The following is a 19,719-nucleotide window of genomic DNA, read 5'->3' on the forward strand; positions in this document are numbered from 1 at the left end:
AAGCGGGCAGGACGGAATCGGAATGCAGAACAAACGAAAAGTCGGTTTGCAAAATAGAGATAAGGCCGCGCGGCCAGTGGCGCAAATTGCGCCGGCCGAGGCCAAGCGCAGCGCGGAAGTCGAACGCAAGACGCGCGAGACTTCGGTCACCGTCGCGCTCAAGCTCGACGGCACAGGGCGCGGCGAGGCAAAGACCGGGGTTCCGTTCCTCGATCACATGCTCGAAAGCTTCGCGCGCCATGGATTTTTCGACTTGATGGTCGAGGCCAAGGGCGATTTGCATGTGGATGACCATCACACAGTCGAAGATGTCGGAATGGTGCTGGGCAGGGCGTTTCGAGAGGCGCTGGGCGATCGCGCGGGAATCAAGCGCTTTGGCGAGGCGACGGTGCCGCTCGACGAGGCCGTCTGTACCGCGATTGTCGATATCAGCGGGCGCGCCTACCTGGGCTACAACGTCCCGATCAGCCAGGAGCGGGTCGGTAACTTTCAGACCGCGCTGGTGCATGATTTTATGAAGGCGCTGACGGACGAAGTCGGGATGAATTTGCATCTCAACCTGGTCAGCGGCCGCAACCCGCATCACATCATCGAGGCAACCTTCAAGGCGTTGGCGCGTGCGATGGACCATGCAACCGGGCGCGAGCCGCGGCTTTCAGGCGTGCTTTCGACCAAAGGCACGCTCAGCTAGGGCGCTTGTTCGAAAACTTCACCGTTATTCCGTCGATTGACCTGAAGGACGGCCAAGTCGTGCGCCTGCTCCGCGGCGACATGAACCTGGCCACCGTCTATGGGGCAGAACCCGGCCAGACCGCGCGTCGCTTCGAGCAGGAAGGGGCAGCGCTAATCCATATCGTCGATCTCGATGGCGCGATTGCCGGCGCACCGCGAAACATCGAAGCGATCGCCAAAATTCGCGCGGCGGTGAAATGCGCTATCGACGTCAGCGGCGGGCTGCGCACGATCGAGGCGGTTCGCGCGGCATTCGCGGGCGGGGCCGACCGGGTCTCGATTGGCTCCGCCGCAATCCTCGATCCCGAGCTGGTCCGCCGCGCCTGCGGCGAGTTCCCGGGGATGATTTTCGGTTCAATCGACATTCGCGAGGGCCGGCTTGCCGTCAAAGGATGGGTCGAGACCAGCCGGCTCACGATAGCCGAGGCGGGGGAACGGTTTCGCGCTGCGGGAATCGCGGTCGCGATCGTGACGGACATCTCGCGCGATGGCGCGCAGGTGGGCGTCGATCCCGCCCGGATGGAAGATATCGCCAGGGCCGTGCGCATTCCAGTTATCGCGTCGGGCGGCGTCGCAAGTCTCGACGACATTGGCGCGCTTGGGATGCGATTCGACGCGGGGGTTGTGGGCGTGGTCGTGGGACGGGCGCTGTACGAAGGAATTTTCAGCCTGAGCGGCGCGTTGGCTCTAGCTAAGAGGACGCAGCGCTCTTGACATGGGCATGACGCACGCAGAGAATGCCGAAGTAGGTTATAGGCATTAATTCACGGTCTCAACGGGACGTAACCAATCAAGAGCAAACAGTGATAAAGACTGAGTCTCTACTTGACTCATTAGGTGCTTGCAACATAATGAGTAGTTTCTTTACAGTGAGAAAAGTCTGACAGGGCGCGGGGGATACATATTTTCGCAGTTGGCAGGGTGGCATAAATGATGGCGCTTCATCGCGCTCTCAATACCCGCCGGAATGTCGCGCGGTTGCAACTGCTCGGCGTAGCAAGCAAAGCAACTTTGCAGAATTTTCTAGAAAAAGTTCAGCGAAGTGAAACCATTTTAGCTGGCACAGCCGATGCGTGTCGTTTCCGCATGCTGGAGCGATCATATGGGGAAGCTTAACGGTCGCAGGTTAGGCGAGATTGGCCTGGTTCCGCTCCCTAAACCGGGAGCGTCGAGATTCGGATTCTCGAAGGGTCAGGACATGGTGGAATTCGCCATGGTCCTGATTTTCTTCCTTGTGCTGTGCTTTGCGGTGATGGAGTTCGGGTGGCTGATGTTCGCGGAATTGAACGTGCAACAGGCCGTCGATGATGGAGGCCGGTATGCCTCCACGGGGCAGGAAACGTCAGCCGGGGCCCGCATCCAGTCGATTATTGATACGATTCAAAACGAAATAAGCATACCCGGCGTGGATGCCTCGAACGTGCAAATTTGCAGTGTTCCGTCCGGGGCGGCAGGTCCGTGCTCGTGCTCGAATCCTAGCGACTCGTGCTACAACTCTCTGGATAAAACTGGCACCGCTGGCGCGGCGGGCAACCCGGGTGACACCGTGACGCTCACGCTGAACGCGAGCGTGCCGTTGCTGACGCCGGTGCTTTCATGGCTTTTACTCCCGCCAACTTACACTTTCACTTCAAGCGCCACCTTCAAGAATGAGTCGTTCGACCCAAGCACCACCAAATAGGCAATAGCGATTATGTCACCGTTTTACTGCTCAGCCCGCGCCAAGCTCACAGCTAACGACTCCGGTCAGGCGATGGTGGAGTTCGCGTTTATAGTGCCCTTGCTCCTCATCATGATGTGCGCAGCGATCGATTTCGGTCGCGCCCTGTATACCATGCAGGTGGTCGCCCAACTGACCCGGCAAGGATCGAGTCTGTCGTCACGCATTAATACTTGTTCAGGCGCGGGCACCGTCGAGCCGATGGAAACTTTGACGTGCTCGACCCAAGCCGTGATAGCGGGAGAATCCGGTTTGAACATAGCCTCATACGGCAAAGTAATCATGACGGCAGTCCAAAACACGGCAGCCGACAACACCAAACCCCCGGTTTATCAGATCACTGGCCAATACTCGCAGGGGGGTCTTTCGGCAACAAGTAAGGTAGGGAGTACAGTCGGAGGCACGGTAACTCCCGGCAACACGCCCGGCATACCGGCCGTGTTCGCGGCCGGTAATACGCCGCTCCAGGCGGGCCAGACGATGTATATTACGGAGATATTCTACCAATTCACGGCGGCCACTCCGATCGGAGCACTGACAAATAACGCGATCAACATGCCGACGGCGTTGTATAACGTCGCATATTTCTAAGGGCAAAGATGAGGTGAACATCTTGCATCAAGTGAAAAATAGAAAAAACGAGCATGGACAAATTTTCGTGTTGCTTGCTCTCATCATACCTGTCCTGATTGTGTTCGTCGCTCTCTCCATTGACCTTGGTATGGCCTATATCACCAAGACGACGCTGTCCAAGTCAGTGGATGCGGCAGCACTTGCGGCGATAAAGAACTTGAACGAGGGGGAGACTAAGGCTGCGGCGCTCGCGTCGAATGTGTTCCTTGCCAACTATAAATCAATGGCGGGCCTCGGCAGCAGTACCGGGGCTACAGTGAACTGGAGTCTAGACGCCCAAGGCAACACGATTGCCACCGTCAATGCCAGCGCCACGCTCAACACTTACTTCCTCGGTGTGCTGGACCTCATCACCGGCGGGACCAGCTACAAGACGTTGACCCTCTCCGCAAGTGCCACAGCTCTGCGCAATCCGCTGGTTATGTCGATAATCCTGGACCGATCGGGCTCCATGACTAATAATGGCGGACAGGCGGCGCTCCCCACCGCTGTCGAAGACTTCGTCACCAATTTCGACCAGGGCGTTGACACCGTTGCAGAGATCAGTTTCTCGACGCTCGATACAGTTGACGTGGCAATGACTCCGTCGTTTGTGACTCCAATAGACAACTCAGTTGAATCCATGATCTTCGGTGGCGCCACCTTCGCCCAGGCCGGTTTGCAGGATGGGTTCAACCAGATTCTGAGTCAGCCTATAAGGACGAACATAATAAGAGTGGCGGTCTTTTTTACCGACGGTTACGCCAATACCGACGGACTTCCAACCAATGTCACTACTTCGACTGCTTCCACTACCCACGACGTTCTGAATTGTACTGGCGGCAACCCGCCCACCACGAGGAACCCGGCCTCCAATACTCCTGTGAACTATGGCGGATGCGCGCCCGTCGAGTGCGGTTCAGGGACCACTCCCTTTTTTATGAACCCGACGTCGGCGCCATCAGGGTCACCGTATTACACCGCGGTCTCTTGTCCTAATGCGACCGCCTCGACGCCGATTACTTTTCCCGTGGAGGCCCCAGGAGTGGGCAGTGCGCTCACCGTAACCAACATTACCAACGACGCGACGTGGCGCACAGAGCAACTGGCGAGCGTGATGCGTAACAGTACGAATAAAATCACGATTTATACGATCGGCCTGGGCAATAAGATCAACACGGCGTACTTGGAAGATCTCGCTAACATTAAGGGTGCCGCTACGTACGACTCAAGCGAGCCACAAGGCGACTACGAGTATGCGGATTGCCCATCGGCGAATTGCCAACAGGACCTAACGAACGTCTTCCAGATTATCGCGGCGAAGATTCTTCTGCGCCTTTCAAAATAGAAGGATCGCGCAGCTCACCTAAAATACCCGCTCAGGTTGCGCCAGGGGAGGACGCAGCCTGACGCGCGGATTCGCGCGCCATCGGCGGCGCCCGCCGGCTGTGGTTCAAATAGTTGTTCGGCTCTGCTATACGCGACAAGCGTGACTGACTCCATCGTTGCATCGCTAATATCGTCGGCTCGTTCCAGTGGACGAACCGTTCTTACGGAAATCGAGAGCAAGCGAATCCTGCATTCGCTCGGCCTGCCGGTGGTGGTGCCGGAGTCCGCATTGACGGCCGGCGACGCGGTGCGGGCGGCGTCACGGATTGGATTTCCGGTGGTGCTGAAAGTGCTGTCGCCGGATGTGAGCCACAAGAGCGACGTGCGCGGCGTCGAGCTGAATCTGGAAAATGAGGGCGCGGTGCGCGATGCGTTCGAGCGAATTGGCCGCAATCTCGCCGCACGCGCCCGCGACGCGCGCTTCGAAGGCGTTGCCGTGCAGCCGATGGCGAAGGCGGGCGTCGAGCTGCTGGCAGGGACGTACCGCGACGATCGATTCGGCGCGATGGTGATGGTGGGCTTGGGCGGCGTGTTGGTCGAGGTGATGAAGGACACGGCGCTGGCGCTGGCGCCGATCGGCGGACGCGAGGCGGCATCGATGCTCGCGCGGCTGCGCGGCGCTGAGATCCTGCGCGGGGTCCGCGGTCATCCCGGCGTCGATATCGATGCGATCGTCTCGATTCTCGAGACCATCTCGGGAATCGCCGCGACCCATCCGGAAATCTCCGAACTGGATCTCAATCCGGTGGTCGCGTATGAGGACGGGCTGGCAATCCTGGATGCGCGAATCGTGCTCGCCACCCCCGCGGGCGAGACGTTGCAGCCGGACCCGCATCGTACAGCGCGGCTCAAAAATCTCGAGCGCGCGTTCAACCCGCGCGTAGTTGCCGTGATCGGCGACAAGCGGATGAGCGGGTACATGTGGATCCGCGCGATGGCGCATCTCAAGGGCAAGCTCTACTCGGTCCAAATCGATCCCAACGAGATAGCTGGAATCGAAGCGATGGGGGTGGAGAACCGCAAGAGCCTGGCCGAAATCACGGAGCCAATCGATTACGCGGTAAGCGCCGTCCCGCGGCAGATCGCGCCGCGGATTTTGAAGGATTGCGTCGCCAACCACGTGGCTGCGATTGGATTTTTCACGTCGGGATTTTCGGAAACGTCGGAGGCGCTGGGAATCCGCCTGGAAGCCGAGCTGCGCGAGATCGCGATCAACTCGGAGATCGCGCTGGTCGGCCCCAATTGCATGGGGCTGTACAGCCCGGCGGCGGGTCTGTGCAATTTTCCCGAAGAAAAAGCCGGCGCGGCGGGCGACGTCTGCTTCATCTCGCAAAGCGGCACGCACACGATCAATTTTTGCCTCCAGGCGCCGACCCGCGGGATCAAGGTCAACAAGGCGGCGTCGATCGGCAACGTGCTGGTGCTCGAGGCGGCCGACTATATCGACTTGATGGCAGCGGACCCGGCGACCCGCGCGATCGGGATGTATATCGAGGGCGTGCGCGACGGGCGGCGCTTCTTCGACAGCGTCCGGCACGCGGCCGAGCGTCATCCGGTGGTCATCTGGAAGGGTGGGGTGACCGAGGCGGGCGCGCGCGCTACGTTGTCGCACACCGGATCGCTGGCGACTGCCGAGGCGACCTGGCGCAGCGTCGTGCGCCAAAGCGGCGCGGTTGAAGTCGCCAGCCTCGATGCGATGCTGGACGTGGTCGAGCTGTTTGCGCGCGCCAAGCGCATCGGCGGCAGGCGGATGGGGCTGGTCGCGATGACCGGCGGCCAATCCGTGGTAATCACCGACACGTTTGCGACGGCGGGGCTCGAGATTCCCGCGCTATCGGAATCGTCGTACGACGAGCTAAAGACGTTCTTCAACATAATCGGCGGCAGCTACCGCAATCCGCTCGACGCGGGCGGCACGATCGGCGCGGGGCATGATCAGGGCAATCTCGATCGCATCCTCGAGGTCCTCGAACGCGATCCGGTCATTGACGCAATCGTGCTGGAGATTGGCACGGGGCTGCGTGCGTCGCGCTGGGCCGCGCACGAGGATGAGATCGCGGGCCTGCTCGACAAGCTGTCGGATTTTGCCGGACGCTCGACCAAGCCATTTGCCGTCGTGATGCATCCTGCGCACCTCGAGGTGATCGTGGCGCGGGGCAAGGAGCTTGCGCGCGCGCGTGGCCTGGTCGTGTTCGAGAGTTTCGAGCGCGCCGCGGCGGCATTCCGGACCGCGGCGGACTACTGGGGGAATCGCGCGCAGGAGGGCAGCTAGAAAAACTACCGCGGCGGTGCGAGCACAGTCATCACCGTGCCTGCCGTCGCGTCGCCGTCTAGAAACGCCAGCCATCGACCCCTGAGCGACCAGCTCATCGTGACGGTACCGCGGGCCGGACCCTCGGCCAGTAGAAACGCAGTATCGTATTTCAGCGAATAGGTGACGATTTTTCGCCACGCCACCGGCAGACTCGGCGCATAGGTTTGTATCGCGGCTTCATTGGCACTCCTCGAATAGGCCATGGCGCTGTGCGCGAGCATTTCCGCCGTAGTCTCGAAGCCCAGCGATTTCACATCGACCTCGCTTTGGTCGGGTCGCGATATTGCGAGTTGCGCAAGCAGCGGCGCCTCGGGACGCTCGATCGCCAGCTTGAACGCGAGCTTCTGATTGCCCACCGTAATCGTGTTGCCGGTGCCGGTGAACGAGGCTGCGCTGGTCGATATGCCCAGCAATTTTTCGGCTCCGGTCGCGATGTTGTACTTGAATACGCCAATCGTACGGTGCGAGGCGTCGGGCCCGACATACAGGAATGACCCTTCGTCATCCTGGTCCCAACCGAGCACATGGATAGGCACGGGTACGTGAAATTTGGTGCAGGTGGAGTTGCGCCGATCGATGATGATCGGCCGAGCGCCCGCGTCGCCCTGGCCGACCGCATAGACGCTGTGCGCGCTCCAACTGAGCGCCGACATCGGGCATGAGAACTTCAGCGGTGCGACGGAACCGGCGCCGGTGACGACGATCAGCTGCAATCCGTCCGCGCGATTCGGCGGCAGCTCCTCGGTGGGTTCGGTTGGTTCGGACTTCAACGCTTCGCCGTTGGCGCCGGCCTCGAGCGGTTCGGGATGCCGTCGTAGTGCAAGCGCGATCGTCGCATTGTTCAGCCAGTCCATCGAGATGGAATCGTACCGGCCATTGAAGCTGGCGATCACGTTGCCCGCGCCGGTGGCGATCAGGTCGCGAAGGATCACATCGACTCGATTCCCGCCCGGCGCGACCATCGCGGTCGCGAGCGTCAGGCCGTTGGGGCTCGCGGCGAGGTCCGCGATAGTTCCCTCCTCGGCCGCGGCCGGCCCCGTCTCCGCTGCCAGGATACGGCCGGTTCGCCACGCGGCGCCTCCCAAGCCATACATAATCGTGTGCCCGGCCTGAGTCCCGACGACCCCAATCTCTTCGCCTTCCTGCAGCCAGATGGGAGGACGTGTGGGAATCGGCGCGAATCCATTCGGCATCCCGACGTTGGTCAGCACCTTGATGCCCGTGGTGACCTCCAAAGTGGTCGAACGGGCGACAAATGGGGGAGGCGCTGGCTTGGGCGCGTTCGCAGTCGAGCACGACACAACGCTCGCGGCAGCCAACGCAAGAATCACGATGAAGAAAGACCTGGGCATTCAAAAACGGTACTGTATTAGGAGCGATCAAAAAAGGCGACCGATGAAGAATCCGTTTATTGAACGATTGTGGATAAGCCGCGAGGCTCGACTCGCAATTGTTGTCGCGATTTTGAGTGCCGCCGGCTCGGTTGCGTGCGCGTCCGGCGAGTGGAAGGCGGGAATTGCCATCCTTGGAGTCGCGGTGGCGATGGTGGCGGCATTCTGGTTTGCCGTCGTCAGGCCCGCGCAAATCCCGCGTGACGCCGTCGTGATAGTTCGCCTGGCGGGTCCGATCGAAGAGGACGTGAGTCGCTCGCCGCTCGATCGGCTCATGCGCCGCGGCGCGCAGAGCCTCGACCATCTACGCTACGTGTTCGAGTCGGCGGCCATCGATGACGACGTTCGTGCGATCGTCGTCGAGATCGCGCAGTTCGGCGCCGGTCTGGCCACCGCACACGAAATCCACCGCCTGCTGCGCGCCGCGCAGGCGGGCGGCAAGCGGGTGATCGCGCTGCTGCGAGGCGATAGCGCGGGGCTGCGCGAATACCTGGTCGCGGCCGGAGCGGGGGAAATCGTCGCCAATCCCGACACGATGCTCACAATGCTTGGTGTGGCGACCGGCGGCGTTTTCCTGAAGAGCGCGCTCGACAAGCTGAAGATCCAGGCGCAAACCCTGCAATGGAAAGAGTACAAGGGCGCCGCCGAGACGTTCGGGCGCGACACGATGTCGCTGGCGGTGCGCGAGAGCATGGAGGCGATCGTCGCGGACTGGGAAAAAATCCTGATCGAGACGATCGCATCGGCCCGGAAACTGACCGCGCAACGCGCGCGCGAGCTGATCGCGGCGGGATTCGTCAGCGCAAAGTTCGCCGTCGAGAATCACCTGATCGACCGCGAAGGCTACATCGAAGACATCCGCGCCGAATTCGATCCCGAGGCCAAGCGCAAAGTGTTCGTTGGCATGGCGCGATACCGGCGCCACGCAGTCTTTACCCGTGAGCGCGGGCGGCGCGCGCGAATCGCACTGGTGCACGCCAGCGGGCCGGTAATTTCGGGCGAGGCGCCGGCGACCGGCGAATTTATCAGCGGCGTCGCGACGGCCGCGCAAATCGATCGCGCGTCGCGCGACGAACGAGTAAGCGCAATAGTGTTTCGGGTAAATTCACCCGGCGGCTCCGCGGTAGGCTCCGACCTGGTGTGGCGGGCCGTGCGCGAGGCGCAGGGGCGCGGCAAGCCGGTAGTAGTCTCGATGGGCGATGTGGCGGGCTCGGGCGGCTATTACGTGGCGGCGGGGGCCGACGCGATCGTGGCGGAACCGGCGACGATCACCGGCTCCATCGGGGTCGTGTACGCGAAGTTCAATCTGGGCAATCTGCTCAACGAACTCGGCGTCCATTTCGATTTCGTCAAGAGCGCGCCCATCAGCGATGCGATGTCGATGGCGCGCGCGATGACCGACGGCGAACTCGCGCAGCTCAATGAAACCATCGGTCATCTGTACGCGGCCTTTACCGCGAAGGTCGCGCAAGGCCGGCGGCTCAGCCCCGAGCAGACTGAAGCGGTTGCCAAGGGGCGCATCTGGAGCGGTCTGGCGGCCAAGGAGCGTGGACTGATCGACGAAGTCGGCGGGCTGTCAACCGCGGTGGCAATCGCGCGAGAGCGCGCGCATATCGCCGAGCATCAGCGCCACCAACTGGTGACCTATCGTGCCGAGCGCAGATGGTTGGAACTTCGGCCCGGCAGCTCTGACGCCTCGACGCCGTGGGCGATTGCCGCGGCCGCCGGCGCGCTTGGCATCCCAACCCGGTGGGCGCCTGCGATGCTCGAAATGCTCGTGCGCGGCGGCGTGATGCTGCTCTGTCCGTTTATCGAGCTGTAGCGGCTGCGCTATAGCGGGGAGCGTTCCAGTTCTTCGCGTATCGAGTACATCTTCTGGCGCGCCTCGTTGATGTAGGCGTCGAGGTTGCGCCGATGATTCGCGAACAATCCATCGGGCGAGCCGTTCATGACAACCAATGGTTTCATGAGGGCGGCCTTGCCCAGCGCGTCGATCGAATCGTTGAACAGCGTCTTCAGAATCGGGTCGTCCTTGAGCTGCCCGGCGTATTCGCGCTCGAGCGCCTGCATCATGTGATACATCACGTGCGCATAACCCTGCGAGTGATAGAAATAATGGTCGCAGTCCCAGCTATGAACCGGGCTGCCGTCGTCCTTTGTGCTCCGGTACAGGTTCGCGTGCGCGTCGCCAAGCAGATCGGTCCACGCCTGGACCAACCGGATTAACTCGACGGCCCGGGTGTTGAGCTCGCGCGACGACGGCGGCGTGGTGTGCAACCCGGCGACGTACATTCGCAGATGCTTGACGCCGTCATCGTACTTGCCTTCGGGCGACGGCAGGATCCACTTCTCGGCGTCGTTTCGAAAGTCGGTGTCGGCGATCACAAGATTTGGATCGTACTGATTCGAGGAAACCTTGGTCAGGTGATCCTTGAAGATGCGCGTGGTCTCGCGAACCGCCTGGATGATTCCGAGTTGGCGATCGGAGTTGTTGTCCGGCCCGACTTTCGGGCCCCACAGGAAGAAATCGTTGGGACGCCAGCCGAAACCCGTGTGCAGCTCATGGTCCATGATCGCGGCCAGCGTCGAGGCATAGATTTCGCCGGGCGGCGGCGGTTTGTCGAGCGGGAAAAGCTGGTCGATATTGTAGTCGAGGCGATCGTGGCGCTCCTGGCCGAAATGAAGCGCGAGGTTGGCGCCAACCCAAATGACAAGCAGGGCCGCGGCGCCGTACAGGAGTCGGTTCCGGTTCATCGCAACGCAGTCGGCATCAGGCAGCGACTATGCCGGATGAAATTATATCGCGTTGGATCGCGCCTGCTAAGACGCAGCCCGCAGTGGAGGCGCTGCGGCGCTGGCGCTCTTGAGCTCGTCACGAGTGGTGCCCAACTGCTTGAGCAAGGGAAGCACCGCCCGGGTGAAGAACAGGCGTGGACTGATTCCGCCGCCGCCGATTCTGAGGTTTTCATGATAATTCGGAATCAGGCCGTCGCCCGGCATCTTGAAATTCGCGATCACGTGCGCGAGATCCGCCAGCGTGCCGATACGGTCTTCGGCCATCTCGATCGCGATCATCTCGCGGTAGAACCCGGCGTGGGCGGCCTCGTCGCGGCTGACCAGAAAGAAAATTGCCTCGAGCGTCCGGTCTTTCTCGAGTTCCGCGCGATCTTTTTGCGCGCGATAGGCGAGATAGGTCGCCGCTTCCTGCAGCGCTCCATAGCAACTCATCCGGCGCTGCGTCGCGAACGGAAGTTTCCACGAGCGCGAGAATACGTCGGTCTCCAACTTGTCGAATTGCTCCTGCGTGCGCAGCCCGGAACGGAGCAGGTACTCGCGGAACACGAGTCCGTGGCGCGATTCCTCGTAGCTCCACGCAGTCTGAAACCATGAGAGCCCAAACACGCCGCGCAGCATCTTGACGCCGGCCGCGTTGTAGTCCGGCAAGTACATCTCCTCGGCGCAATACGTCTCGATACGAATCGCGCGTTCCTCGGTATTGGCGCGGGGAGAAAGCTTGTCCCACGGGACATCGTCGAAAAGATTCCAGCGGCGCTTGCGCTCCGCAGTCTCGAAGAAATCCATATAGGCGCGGTAGAATTTGTCTTTGGGGATCATCGAGCAGAACTACGCGACCAAGGCTAGCACGTACGCGCCGCATAACCTAATCGAGTATGTCCCACAGGGAGTAAAGCGCGGCAAGGTGGACTCAGAATATTCCTAACAAACGTTTAGTCAGCGAGGCTTTCTTGGCGATATCGGAAGGTGCGAGCAACGCGATCGTGGCCACCGATTTGCCGCCGGCGGTCACATTAGCGGTGCCGATCTGCTGCCCGGCCTTCACCGGAGCCTCGATCGAAGGCGGCAGATTGTAATCGACCTTGATCGCGTTGTTTGCGTCGCCACGCTTGACGAAGACGCCTGCGTCGGCGCCCCATACCGGCTTGATGCTGGCAGTTTCGGCATCGGTCACCGCAACGGATTGCGCGATCGGCATGCCTTTCTTTGCGACCGAATGCATCTCGTAGTTGAGAAATCCCTGCGAAAGCATCTCGGATGCTTGCTTGAAATTCGTCAACTTGTGCTGACTGCCGAGCACAACCGCGACCAGCCTGAGATCGCCGCGTTTTGCGGTTGCGACCACGTTGAAGCCCGCCTTGTCATAGAATCCCGTCTTGAGGCCGTCGCATCCCGGATACGTCCGCACTAGGTGGTTGGTGTTGCGCAGTGTGAACGTTCCGGCGCGAAACGGCGCGGTGTCGATCGACGACCATCGCAGCACGTCGGGATATTTGATCAGCTCGCGCGCGAGAATTGCCTGGTCGTAAGCGCTGGCGACGTCGGCCGATTGTCCCCGCGCGGGCGGCAGACCGTGAACCGAGTAGTAGTGCGAGTCCTTCATCCCGAGCGCGGCGGCCTTCTGGTTCATCATCACTACGAATGCGTCAGTCGAGCCCGCGATATATTCCGCGACCGCCACCGACGCGTCGTTGGCCGAATGCACGACAACAGCCTTCATCATGTCATCGAGGGAGAACGTCTCGCCCTCCTTGAGATAGACTTGCGATCCGCCCATCTCGGCCGCCTTGCGCGAGGTGGTTACATTGTCGGTGAGCTTGAGCGAGCCGTCGTGGATTTTCTCGGCGACGATCAGCATCAGCATCATTTTGGCCAGCGATGCGGTCGGCCACGGGGTGTGATCGTTGGCCTCGAAGATGACCGTGCCGGTGACGGGTTCGAGCACGCAGGCCTCGGTGTAAGGACCTTGCAGGCCGGTGTTCGACGCGCTGGCAGCGCTCTCCTCTTGGGCGGGCGCGGCGCTGGCATGATGACGGCGCGCGGCCAAGGCAGTGTGCGAAGACGTCAACGCGGCGAGCGCGACGGCCACTGCGATCAATCCAAATTGTCCGCCAAATCGTCCGCTGAATTTTCGGCTAGCGGAGCTTCCGACGACGGATTCGCCGGACGGCGAAAGAGCTTTCATCACACACCACCTCCCCAACACATCGACCCAGTGAAAGAACGAATGAACGAACCAATACTAGCCAACAACCCGCGCCGCCGCGAGCGCCCATGAGGTAAACTCCGCCCCCGTCGCGCGGATGCGCCGATCTCTTGACGGAGGGTGCAGGGGTCAGCCCTGCTTGACCACCGACTATACAACTGTATAGTCATAGCATGCAGATCACTCGAGTCGAGGCTATTGCTCTGACCACTCCGTACGGCACGCCCGGCGCTCAGACCCGCCAGCGCAGCGCAGTCTTCGTCGAAGTGGAGGTCGCAGACGGCACCGTGGGCGTCGGCGAGACGTATCTCGGCGTGTACATGCCGGAATTGGCGATCGAGGCTGTCAAGTTCTTCGAACCGTTTCTCGTCGGCCGCGACAGCACCAACATTGCGAAGTGCTGGAGCGATTGCCAGTGGCTCTCGAGTTACGTGGGCAGGACGGGGCCCACCGTGATGGCCCTGTCGGCGATCGAGTGCGCGCTCTGGGACATCCTGGGCAAGCGGCTCGGAGTCCCGGTGCACACCCTGCTCGGCGGCGCCGTTCACGATCGTCTTCCGTTGTACGCGAGCGGCGGTGTCCCAACTTTCACGCTCGCCCAGCTCGTGAGCCACGCGGAAGAAGCCGTCCGCGATGGATACCTCGGCTTTAAGATGCGGGCGAATCCGATTGCGTACCAGCCAGCCGTCGAGACCGAGCGGGTTGCCGCCGTGCGAGAGGTGCTCGGACCGGACCGTCTGCTCGCGGTCGACGCCGTGCAGAACTTCAACCCTCAGCCTTGGAGCGTGAAGCAGGCAATGGACCTGCTCGATCAGTTGGCGCCGTATCACCTCGCGTGGGCTGAAGAGTTCCTGCCCCCCTTCGATCCCGCACCTTACGCGGAATTGCGGGCTCGCAGCAAAGTCCACATCTCCGGAGGCGAGGGCATCACCACCTCAGCCGCGTTCGCGCAATGGCTCCGTGCCGGCGCCTTCGACATCGCGCAACCGGACGCGACGATCGTCGGGGGAATCGGCGAAGCCCGCCGAGTATGCGAGCTGGCTGCCGCTCAGTACGTGCGCGTCGCGATGCACGTGTGGGGCGGCGGGCCGACCATGATGGCGAACTACCACCTCGGCTTCACCCAACCGAACTGCTTCATCCTTGAGCGACCAGTGATGCGCAATCCACTGGAGGTCGAGACCCTGGTCGAGCCGCTCAAGGTCGTCGACGGATACCTGCTGCCACCGACGGCTCCCGGACTGGGCGTCGAACTCAGCGCCGAGGTCAAAGCCAGGTATCCTTACCGGCGCGGCTCCGCGAGCCTATTCGGATGAGTATGCAAAGACCCGTCATTCGCCGAGTACGCGAACGGACTCAAGCCGGAAAACGGAACTCATCGGGCCAGCCGCCACCCCGAGAGTCAGCCCGGGCCTCCATCCTGTCGTCGGCGATGCGCATCATAGGCAAAAACGGCGAGCGAGCAGCAACCTTCCGCGCGGTAGCAACTGCGGCGGGGGTGTCACACTCGCTGCTCCAGCACCACTTCGGCACCAAGCGAGGCCTGGTTGCCGCCGTCGAAGCAATGGTGGCCGAACGCTTCAGCGCAGCGCTAACCACGACGGCGGCCGACGCGCAGGTGGCCAGCAATCAGATCGCCGCCGGGCTGTCCGGGCTCATTGCCGGCGATACGCACCTGCGAAGCTACTTGCGCCGCGCATTGCTTGAAGCAACCCCAGCCGGCCAGGCGCTGTTCGCCAGAATTACAGGCCTTGTAGTGCGACAGCTCGAGCAGCATGGCGATCCGAAGACCGTACCGAGCGGTTCCCGACTCGCCTGGCTCGCCGCGCAACTCGTCGCAGTCAACCTTGCCGGCGTGATCTTCGAGCCGATGCTCGCTCGAACGCTTGGGAAGAAGCCATTCGACCCCGGCGTCGTAGCGTGGCGAACCGAGGCCAATCGACACTTCCTCGTGGCGGCGCTAAAGGAGTACGTCCCCGCAAACGCCGGGCGCCCGAGACCCGCTCGACCTCGCCGCTCCAGCTTGGCAAGGTCGCGGCGCCGCGAGCGCCCGTGAGCCGCCTGAGCGATTGTTCAGAAGCGGTCGGCGGTCCAGAACAAGGATCGCGAATCGGTGAAGATTTCGAACGCGCGCGCTGACGCGCCTTGCGGAGCCATCGCGAACCGCATCGCAAGTTTGTCGGGCGCAAGAATCTGCCACATGTAGAAGTTGTCGGTGTGATGCGCGACGGGACAGCCCGCGCCGTCCAGTGCTTTTTCGAGCGTGGGATCGTGCGCGGTATGAGTGACGAGAACCGCCGGCGCGGCGGGCGTGGAAGCGCTGTGGAGCAGGGCGGCGCGCCGATGATCCCCGATGCGCCGGCTCGTGACCGCCATGCCGGATGACTGCTCGCCGAGGTACTTGAACGTCGCGAGCATCGCGTCAACCGCGCCGGCAACGTATCCGAACTCCATCACCATCGAGATGCCGCGCAGGCGCGTCACCCGCGCGTACGCCGCGATTGCTCCGCCGTCGCGACACAGCACGAAATATTCCTCGGAGCCTTCGCCGGGATAGAGCGGCTGATTGCCGGCGAATTTGAGATTGGCCCGCCACGCGGCGTCGTCGCGGACCGCGGTGACATTGAATCGGCCGCTGTAGCCGCGATGAATCGCGGCAACTTCGGCAAGGTCGCGCGCAATCTCGAAATTGTCGATGACGAAACGATTGGCTGCGTTCACGGAAGCGGCGTCCGCCAGGATGCTGAACTGGCGCTCGATCTCACGCCATCCGAACTGGTGGTAGAAGGTCAGGCGCTCGGCGAACAGCAAGGATACTTCGAAGCCCTCGCGCACCATGGTATCGACGGCAAGGCTCATCAGCGCCGAGGCGACGCCCTTGTGCCGGTACTCCTCGAGCGTGAAGACGGAGCCGATGCCACCCATCGGAACCGATTGCCCGTCGAGGTTTATAGCGCGATCGAAAATCTGGACGGTGGAAACCAGTTGGCCGCGGTCGCGCGCGACCAGGCACAACGCATCGCGAAAGCCCGAATCGTTATGATTGTAGCGGGCGAAAAATTCGCGGTCGTCGTACCATCGCTCGAGCAGGTCGAGCACCTCGTCACGCTCGCCGTGATGCGCGGCCCGGACTTCCATCGCTCAGCGCAGATCGAGATGAACCGTGGTTGGCGCTCCGCCGCGATTGATCGTGAGATCGAGCGCCGACTGGGTTTTCATCGCTTGCATCAGGCCCATCGCCTGCATTGGATTGGTGACGGGCTTTCCGTCGATCGACGTCACCAAGTCGCCGTTCTGCAGGCCGAGTTGCTCGAAGACGGAGCCCGGCGCGACCTGGGAGATCGAGAAGCCGTCGGTCTTGCCGTTGACGAAATGAGGCAGCGCGCGCATTTGCGAGAAAAACTGGACAGGGTTTTCCATCGTCTGCTGAACTTCGGCGCGGCTGGCCTCGAACTTTCCGGGGCCGAGCTTCTTGAGCGCGACTTTGCTGTCGTTGGGTTTGCTGTTGTCGTCGCTATTATCGTTGGCATTACCGGGCGCCGGACGACCAAACCGGCGCATTCTGCGCTGCACGGCAGCGGGAAGGCCTCTGAGCTGGGGCGCCTTGATCGCGCCGCTCAAAGCGGAAGGCGACGCTTCGGGAAGGTCCAAGGCCGGAATCTCGATGGCGACGCGATGGCCGTTGCGGTCGATGATCGCACGGCTGGTTTCGACGCCTACGAGCTTGCCCGCATCCGGGATGTCCTCTCCCACCTGGTAGAGCGATTCGGTGTTGTTTTGATCCTCGATGATCGCGTACGGCTTCGATTTGGTCTGCAGCGAAGTGCCGATCAGCTTCAGGTGCAGATCTTCCTCCACCACCGGCGCGGCTGCGCTCTCCTGCGGGACCTCGTTGAAGATGTCGCGCTTGACGATTGCGTCGTAGTAGGCGCGGGTGTGCGCGCCTGCGGCCTTGGGCGCGGCCGACGATACGGCCGGAGCGTCGGCTTCGTTTGAAACGGCGTGCTCGACGATGTCCCGCACGCATATAGCCGACGCGATCGCCAGTGCTCCGACCAGGACGAAGTTCAGAATCGTGACGTGGAGTTGTGTGAACCTGATTTCCATTTACAGGATCGATTCAGCCTCGTAAGCGCATCCTTTGACTAGACGGCCAATGTCGTAGTTCCATTCACCCTTCCAGCGGCTGATCACAAGGCTGGCGTGGCTGTGGCCGCCGCGGATCAGGTCCATCAGGCGCAACAGGTAGATGCTCTCATCCTGGCCGCTTTTGTTCAACGCCCGCGCACGCTCGAGTCCCTTGGCCGCGATCTGCAGAAGTTCGTAGCCGAGCGCCTGCAGCTTGACTTTTCCGACCCGCGCGTCGAGTCCGTTCTTATGCGCGGCGTCGGCGATCTCAAGCCGCTCGCGATAGCTCCATCGCTTGACCAGGTCCCACGCCGCCTCGATGCAATCGTCGTCGTAAAGCATGCCCTTGAGCAGTGCGGGCAACGCGAGCATGAATTGCGGCGGCTGGCTGTCGGCGGTGCGCACCTCGACGTATTGCTTGAGGCGGACCTCGGTAAAAATGGTGGTCAGATGATTGGTCCAGTCGTCAACGGTGGCGCGCTCGCGGCCGTATCCGCGCGCGAGATATTGGCGGAACGTGAGGCCCGGCGGCTGGGTGAGATCGAAGTACTCGTGATTGCGAATCAGGAAGTACATCGGCACGTCGAGCGCGTACTCGGCGTAATCCTCGAACGAACAATCGCCGCGAAACACGAACTGGGGAACCCCGCTGCGTTGGCGGTCGGTGTCGGTCCAGATGTGGCCGCGGAAGCTGTGATAGCCGTTGAGGCCGCCGTCGCTCAGCGGTGAGTTGGCGAAGATCGCGTAGAGCAGCGGCACGATACCCATGCTGACGCGCAGCTTGCGCATCGCGTCCGCCTCGTCGCTATAGTCCAGGTTGGCCTGCACGCCCGCGGTCTGCTTCATCATCCGCTGGCCGAGCGTTCCCATCCGCGCCATGTAGGGGTACATGATGCGGTAGCGGACCTTGGGCAGCAGTTCGATCTGGTCGATGCGGCTTACGGGCTGCATTCCCAGTCCCAGCACCGTCGCGCCGATCTGGCTGGTTATATCGATCACTTGCCGCACGTGGAGCGCAAACTCGGTGTAGGCGCAGTGGATGGTCTCGCACTGCTCACCGGACAACTCGATCTGACCGCCCGGCTCCAGTGTGATCGCCGCGCGTTCACCCTTGAGCGCGATGATGTGGCCGTGCTCGTCTTCGGGCTCGAAGCCGTAGCTGGCCGCCATCCGGCGCAGCAGGTCTTCGACGCCGCCGGGACCGGAGTAGGGTATGGCGGTGCAGTCGGCGGTGCGGACGGCGACTTTCTCGTACTCGGTGCCGATTCGCCATCGCGCGCGCGGCTTGCCGCCTTGCTGGAAGTAGCGGATTAGATCCTCTTTGTTTTCGAGCAACTCACTCATGCATCAAATCCAATCGCGACTCCCGGAAAAGAGCCTCCGCCAAGCGCGTATAATGGCCTTGGCAAACATCCGAGGCAAGCACGCAGCGGGCAGTGCAGCAGGCCCGTGAGCGCCACCGGCACACGGGTATTTTTGAGATTCGCGCGGGTGTGTAACAGTGGCGGCGGGAGAAAATCGGCGATGCCTGAAATGATACTTGCGATTGACCAGGGAACCACGGGCACCACGGTCTTCGTTGTCGATGCGCGCGGGCGCATCCGCGGCCGGGAATTTCACGCTCCAGTTCGGCGCGAGCCCGCGCCTGACATAGGGTTGATGCGAAGGGGCGCGTGTGTGCGCATTCCGCAAATCGCCATATTTTCCGTCGCCCTTATGCTGGCCACTGGGACTTGGTCCTGTTCGAGCGAGCCGCGCTCGCCCAAAGGTATGGTTGTCGCTCCTTTTTGCTTGTGGTACGGCGGCTGCGTCTTGGCATCGCCGAGCGCGACGCCGCAGCCTACGCCTTCGGAATAACACATAGCGCTATCACGCCGCCTTCCAGTTGGCGAAGAATCCTGGCTCTTCTCCTGCAAGCCTAACGATCCCTGTTCATGGATGAACCAGTTCAGCCTGCCCCCAGTGGCCCTTGCGTGCTATGGGTGCGCTATGGTCTGCCGCCAGGATGTCCCGCGCTCGCTTGGCTCGCCCGCAATCGGGCAAGATCCAGCGCGCCGACTCCATTGGCTACCCGTGCCCACGGGTAATTTTGACGGAACAAAGCTACCGATGGTGGTATAAGCGTTAGTGGACCACAGCTAATGGTAGAAATTGGCTCTTTCCGCCGAAGCGATCTCCCGGAATTTGCTCCATTTGCGATAACAATGAGCCCGCCTTTGGACAAACTTTGCTGCCTCCTCTGCAATTGAGAATCAGGAATTCGCGATGCCTCAGCTGATACTTGCGATCGACCAGGGAACCACGGGCACAACTGTTTTGGTCGTAGATCGCCGCGGCCGCATCCGGGGCCGAGCTTACACCGAGATCAGGCAGTACTATCCGAAACCGGGATGGGTCGAGCATGACCCCGAGGAAATTTACCGCTCGGTCG

17 protein-coding genes are annotated in these 19,719 nt (G+C 61.7%); 10 read left to right on the forward strand and 7 right to left on the reverse strand.

What is annotated here, in order from left to right:
- Positions 1–85 precede the first annotated feature (85 nt).
- The 6 genes from hisB (at position 86) to VIO10_RS15335 (ending at position 6,725) form a co-directional block, all read left to right on the forward strand.
- Complete coding sequence (gene hisB / locus VIO10_RS15310; protein ID WP_349259261.1) at positions 86–691, forward strand: imidazoleglycerol-phosphate dehydratase HisB; 606 nt, start codon at positions 86–88, stop codon at positions 689–691.
- Between the two features lie 5 nt (positions 692–696).
- Positions 697–1,446, forward strand: a complete 750-nt coding sequence (locus VIO10_RS15315) for a HisA/HisF-related TIM barrel protein (RefSeq protein WP_331966194.1) — start codon at positions 697–699, stop codon at positions 1,444–1,446.
- A 487-nt stretch (positions 1,447–1,933) separates the two neighbouring features.
- On the forward strand, positions 1,934–2,413 hold the full coding sequence (locus tag VIO10_RS15320; RefSeq protein WP_331966197.1) for a TadE/TadG family type IV pilus assembly protein: 480 nt from the start codon (positions 1,934–1,936) through the stop codon (positions 2,411–2,413).
- A gap of 12 nt (positions 2,414–2,425) precedes the next feature.
- Entirely contained in the window at positions 2,426–3,043 is a 618-nt protein-coding gene (locus tag VIO10_RS15325; protein ID WP_331966200.1) for a TadE/TadG family type IV pilus assembly protein, read from the forward strand.
- Between the two features lie 31 nt (positions 3,044–3,074).
- On the forward strand, positions 3,075–4,412 hold the full coding sequence (locus VIO10_RS15330; protein ID WP_331966237.1) for a pilus assembly protein: 1,338 nt from the start codon (positions 3,075–3,077) through the stop codon (positions 4,410–4,412).
- 141 nt (positions 4,413–4,553) lie between these two features.
- Entirely contained in the window at positions 4,554–6,725 is a 2,172-nt protein-coding gene (locus VIO10_RS15335) for an acetate--CoA ligase family protein (RefSeq protein WP_331966203.1), read from the forward strand.
- A 5-nt stretch (positions 6,726–6,730) separates the two neighbouring features.
- On the opposite strand, the gene VIO10_RS15340 is transcribed toward VIO10_RS15335, so the two are convergent.
- Positions 6,731–8,119, reverse strand: a complete 1,389-nt coding sequence (locus tag VIO10_RS15340; RefSeq protein WP_331966206.1) for a hypothetical protein — start codon at positions 8,117–8,119, stop codon at positions 6,731–6,733.
- A gap of 43 nt (positions 8,120–8,162) precedes the next feature.
- Between VIO10_RS15340 and sppA the strand changes: the two genes are divergently transcribed.
- A complete protein-coding gene (gene sppA / locus VIO10_RS15345; protein WP_331966209.1) occupies positions 8,163–9,980 on the forward strand; it encodes a signal peptide peptidase SppA in 1,818 nt (605 codons plus the stop codon).
- A gap of 8 nt (positions 9,981–9,988) precedes the next feature.
- Here sppA and VIO10_RS15350 read toward each other — a convergent pair whose 3' ends face one another.
- From VIO10_RS15350 to VIO10_RS15360, 3 genes are all read right to left on the reverse strand, one after another.
- Positions 9,989–10,912 (reverse strand): DUF2333 family protein, encoded by a 924-nt coding sequence (locus VIO10_RS15350; protein ID WP_331966212.1) that lies wholly within the window; start codon positions 10,910–10,912, stop codon positions 9,989–9,991.
- A 66-nt stretch (positions 10,913–10,978) separates the two neighbouring features.
- Positions 10,979–11,773, reverse strand: a complete 795-nt coding sequence (locus VIO10_RS15355; protein ID WP_331966215.1) for an acyl-ACP desaturase — start codon at positions 11,771–11,773, stop codon at positions 10,979–10,981.
- A gap of 91 nt (positions 11,774–11,864) precedes the next feature.
- Positions 11,865–13,139, reverse strand: a complete 1,275-nt coding sequence (locus VIO10_RS15360; protein ID WP_331966218.1) for a D-alanyl-D-alanine carboxypeptidase family protein — start codon at positions 13,137–13,139, stop codon at positions 11,865–11,867.
- Positions 13,140–13,333: 194 nt separating this feature from the next.
- Between VIO10_RS15360 and VIO10_RS15365 the strand changes: the two genes are divergently transcribed.
- Both VIO10_RS15365 and VIO10_RS15370 read left to right on the forward strand, forming a co-directional pair.
- On the forward strand, positions 13,334–14,476 hold the full coding sequence (locus tag VIO10_RS15365) for a mandelate racemase/muconate lactonizing enzyme family protein (RefSeq protein WP_331966221.1): 1,143 nt from the start codon (positions 13,334–13,336) through the stop codon (positions 14,474–14,476).
- 2 nt (positions 14,477–14,478) lie between these two features.
- Positions 14,479–15,216: a helix-turn-helix domain-containing protein gene (locus tag VIO10_RS15370; RefSeq protein ID WP_331966224.1), complete on the forward strand. Its 738-nt coding sequence runs from the start codon at positions 14,479–14,481 to the stop codon at positions 15,214–15,216.
- 17 nt (positions 15,217–15,233) lie between these two features.
- On the opposite strand, the gene VIO10_RS15375 is transcribed toward VIO10_RS15370, so the two are convergent.
- From VIO10_RS15375 to VIO10_RS15385, 3 genes are read right to left on the reverse strand one after another with little or no spacing between them, the layout of a single operon-like run.
- Positions 15,234–16,298, reverse strand: a complete 1,065-nt coding sequence (locus tag VIO10_RS15375) for a GNAT family N-acetyltransferase (protein WP_331966228.1) — start codon at positions 16,296–16,298, stop codon at positions 15,234–15,236.
- Between the two features lie 3 nt (positions 16,299–16,301).
- Complete coding sequence (gene gspC / locus VIO10_RS15380) at positions 16,302–17,267, reverse strand: type II secretion system protein GspC (RefSeq protein WP_331966231.1); 966 nt, start codon at positions 17,265–17,267, stop codon at positions 16,302–16,304.
- Positions 17,268–18,632: a glutamate--cysteine ligase gene (locus VIO10_RS15385; RefSeq protein ID WP_331966234.1), complete on the reverse strand. Its 1,365-nt coding sequence runs from the start codon at positions 18,630–18,632 to the stop codon at positions 17,268–17,270. It lies immediately after the preceding gene.
- Between the two features lie 921 nt (positions 18,633–19,553).
- Between VIO10_RS15385 and VIO10_RS16260 the strand changes: the two genes are divergently transcribed.
- Positions 19,554–19,719 (forward strand): FGGY family carbohydrate kinase (locus VIO10_RS16260; RefSeq protein WP_349259262.1); only part of this gene is annotated, 166 nt, incomplete at its 3' end.

Origin of the sequence: Candidatus Binatus sp. (assembly GCF_036567905.1) — a bacterium.
Classification (GTDB): domain Bacteria; phylum Desulfobacterota; class Binatia; order Binatales; family Binataceae; genus Binatus.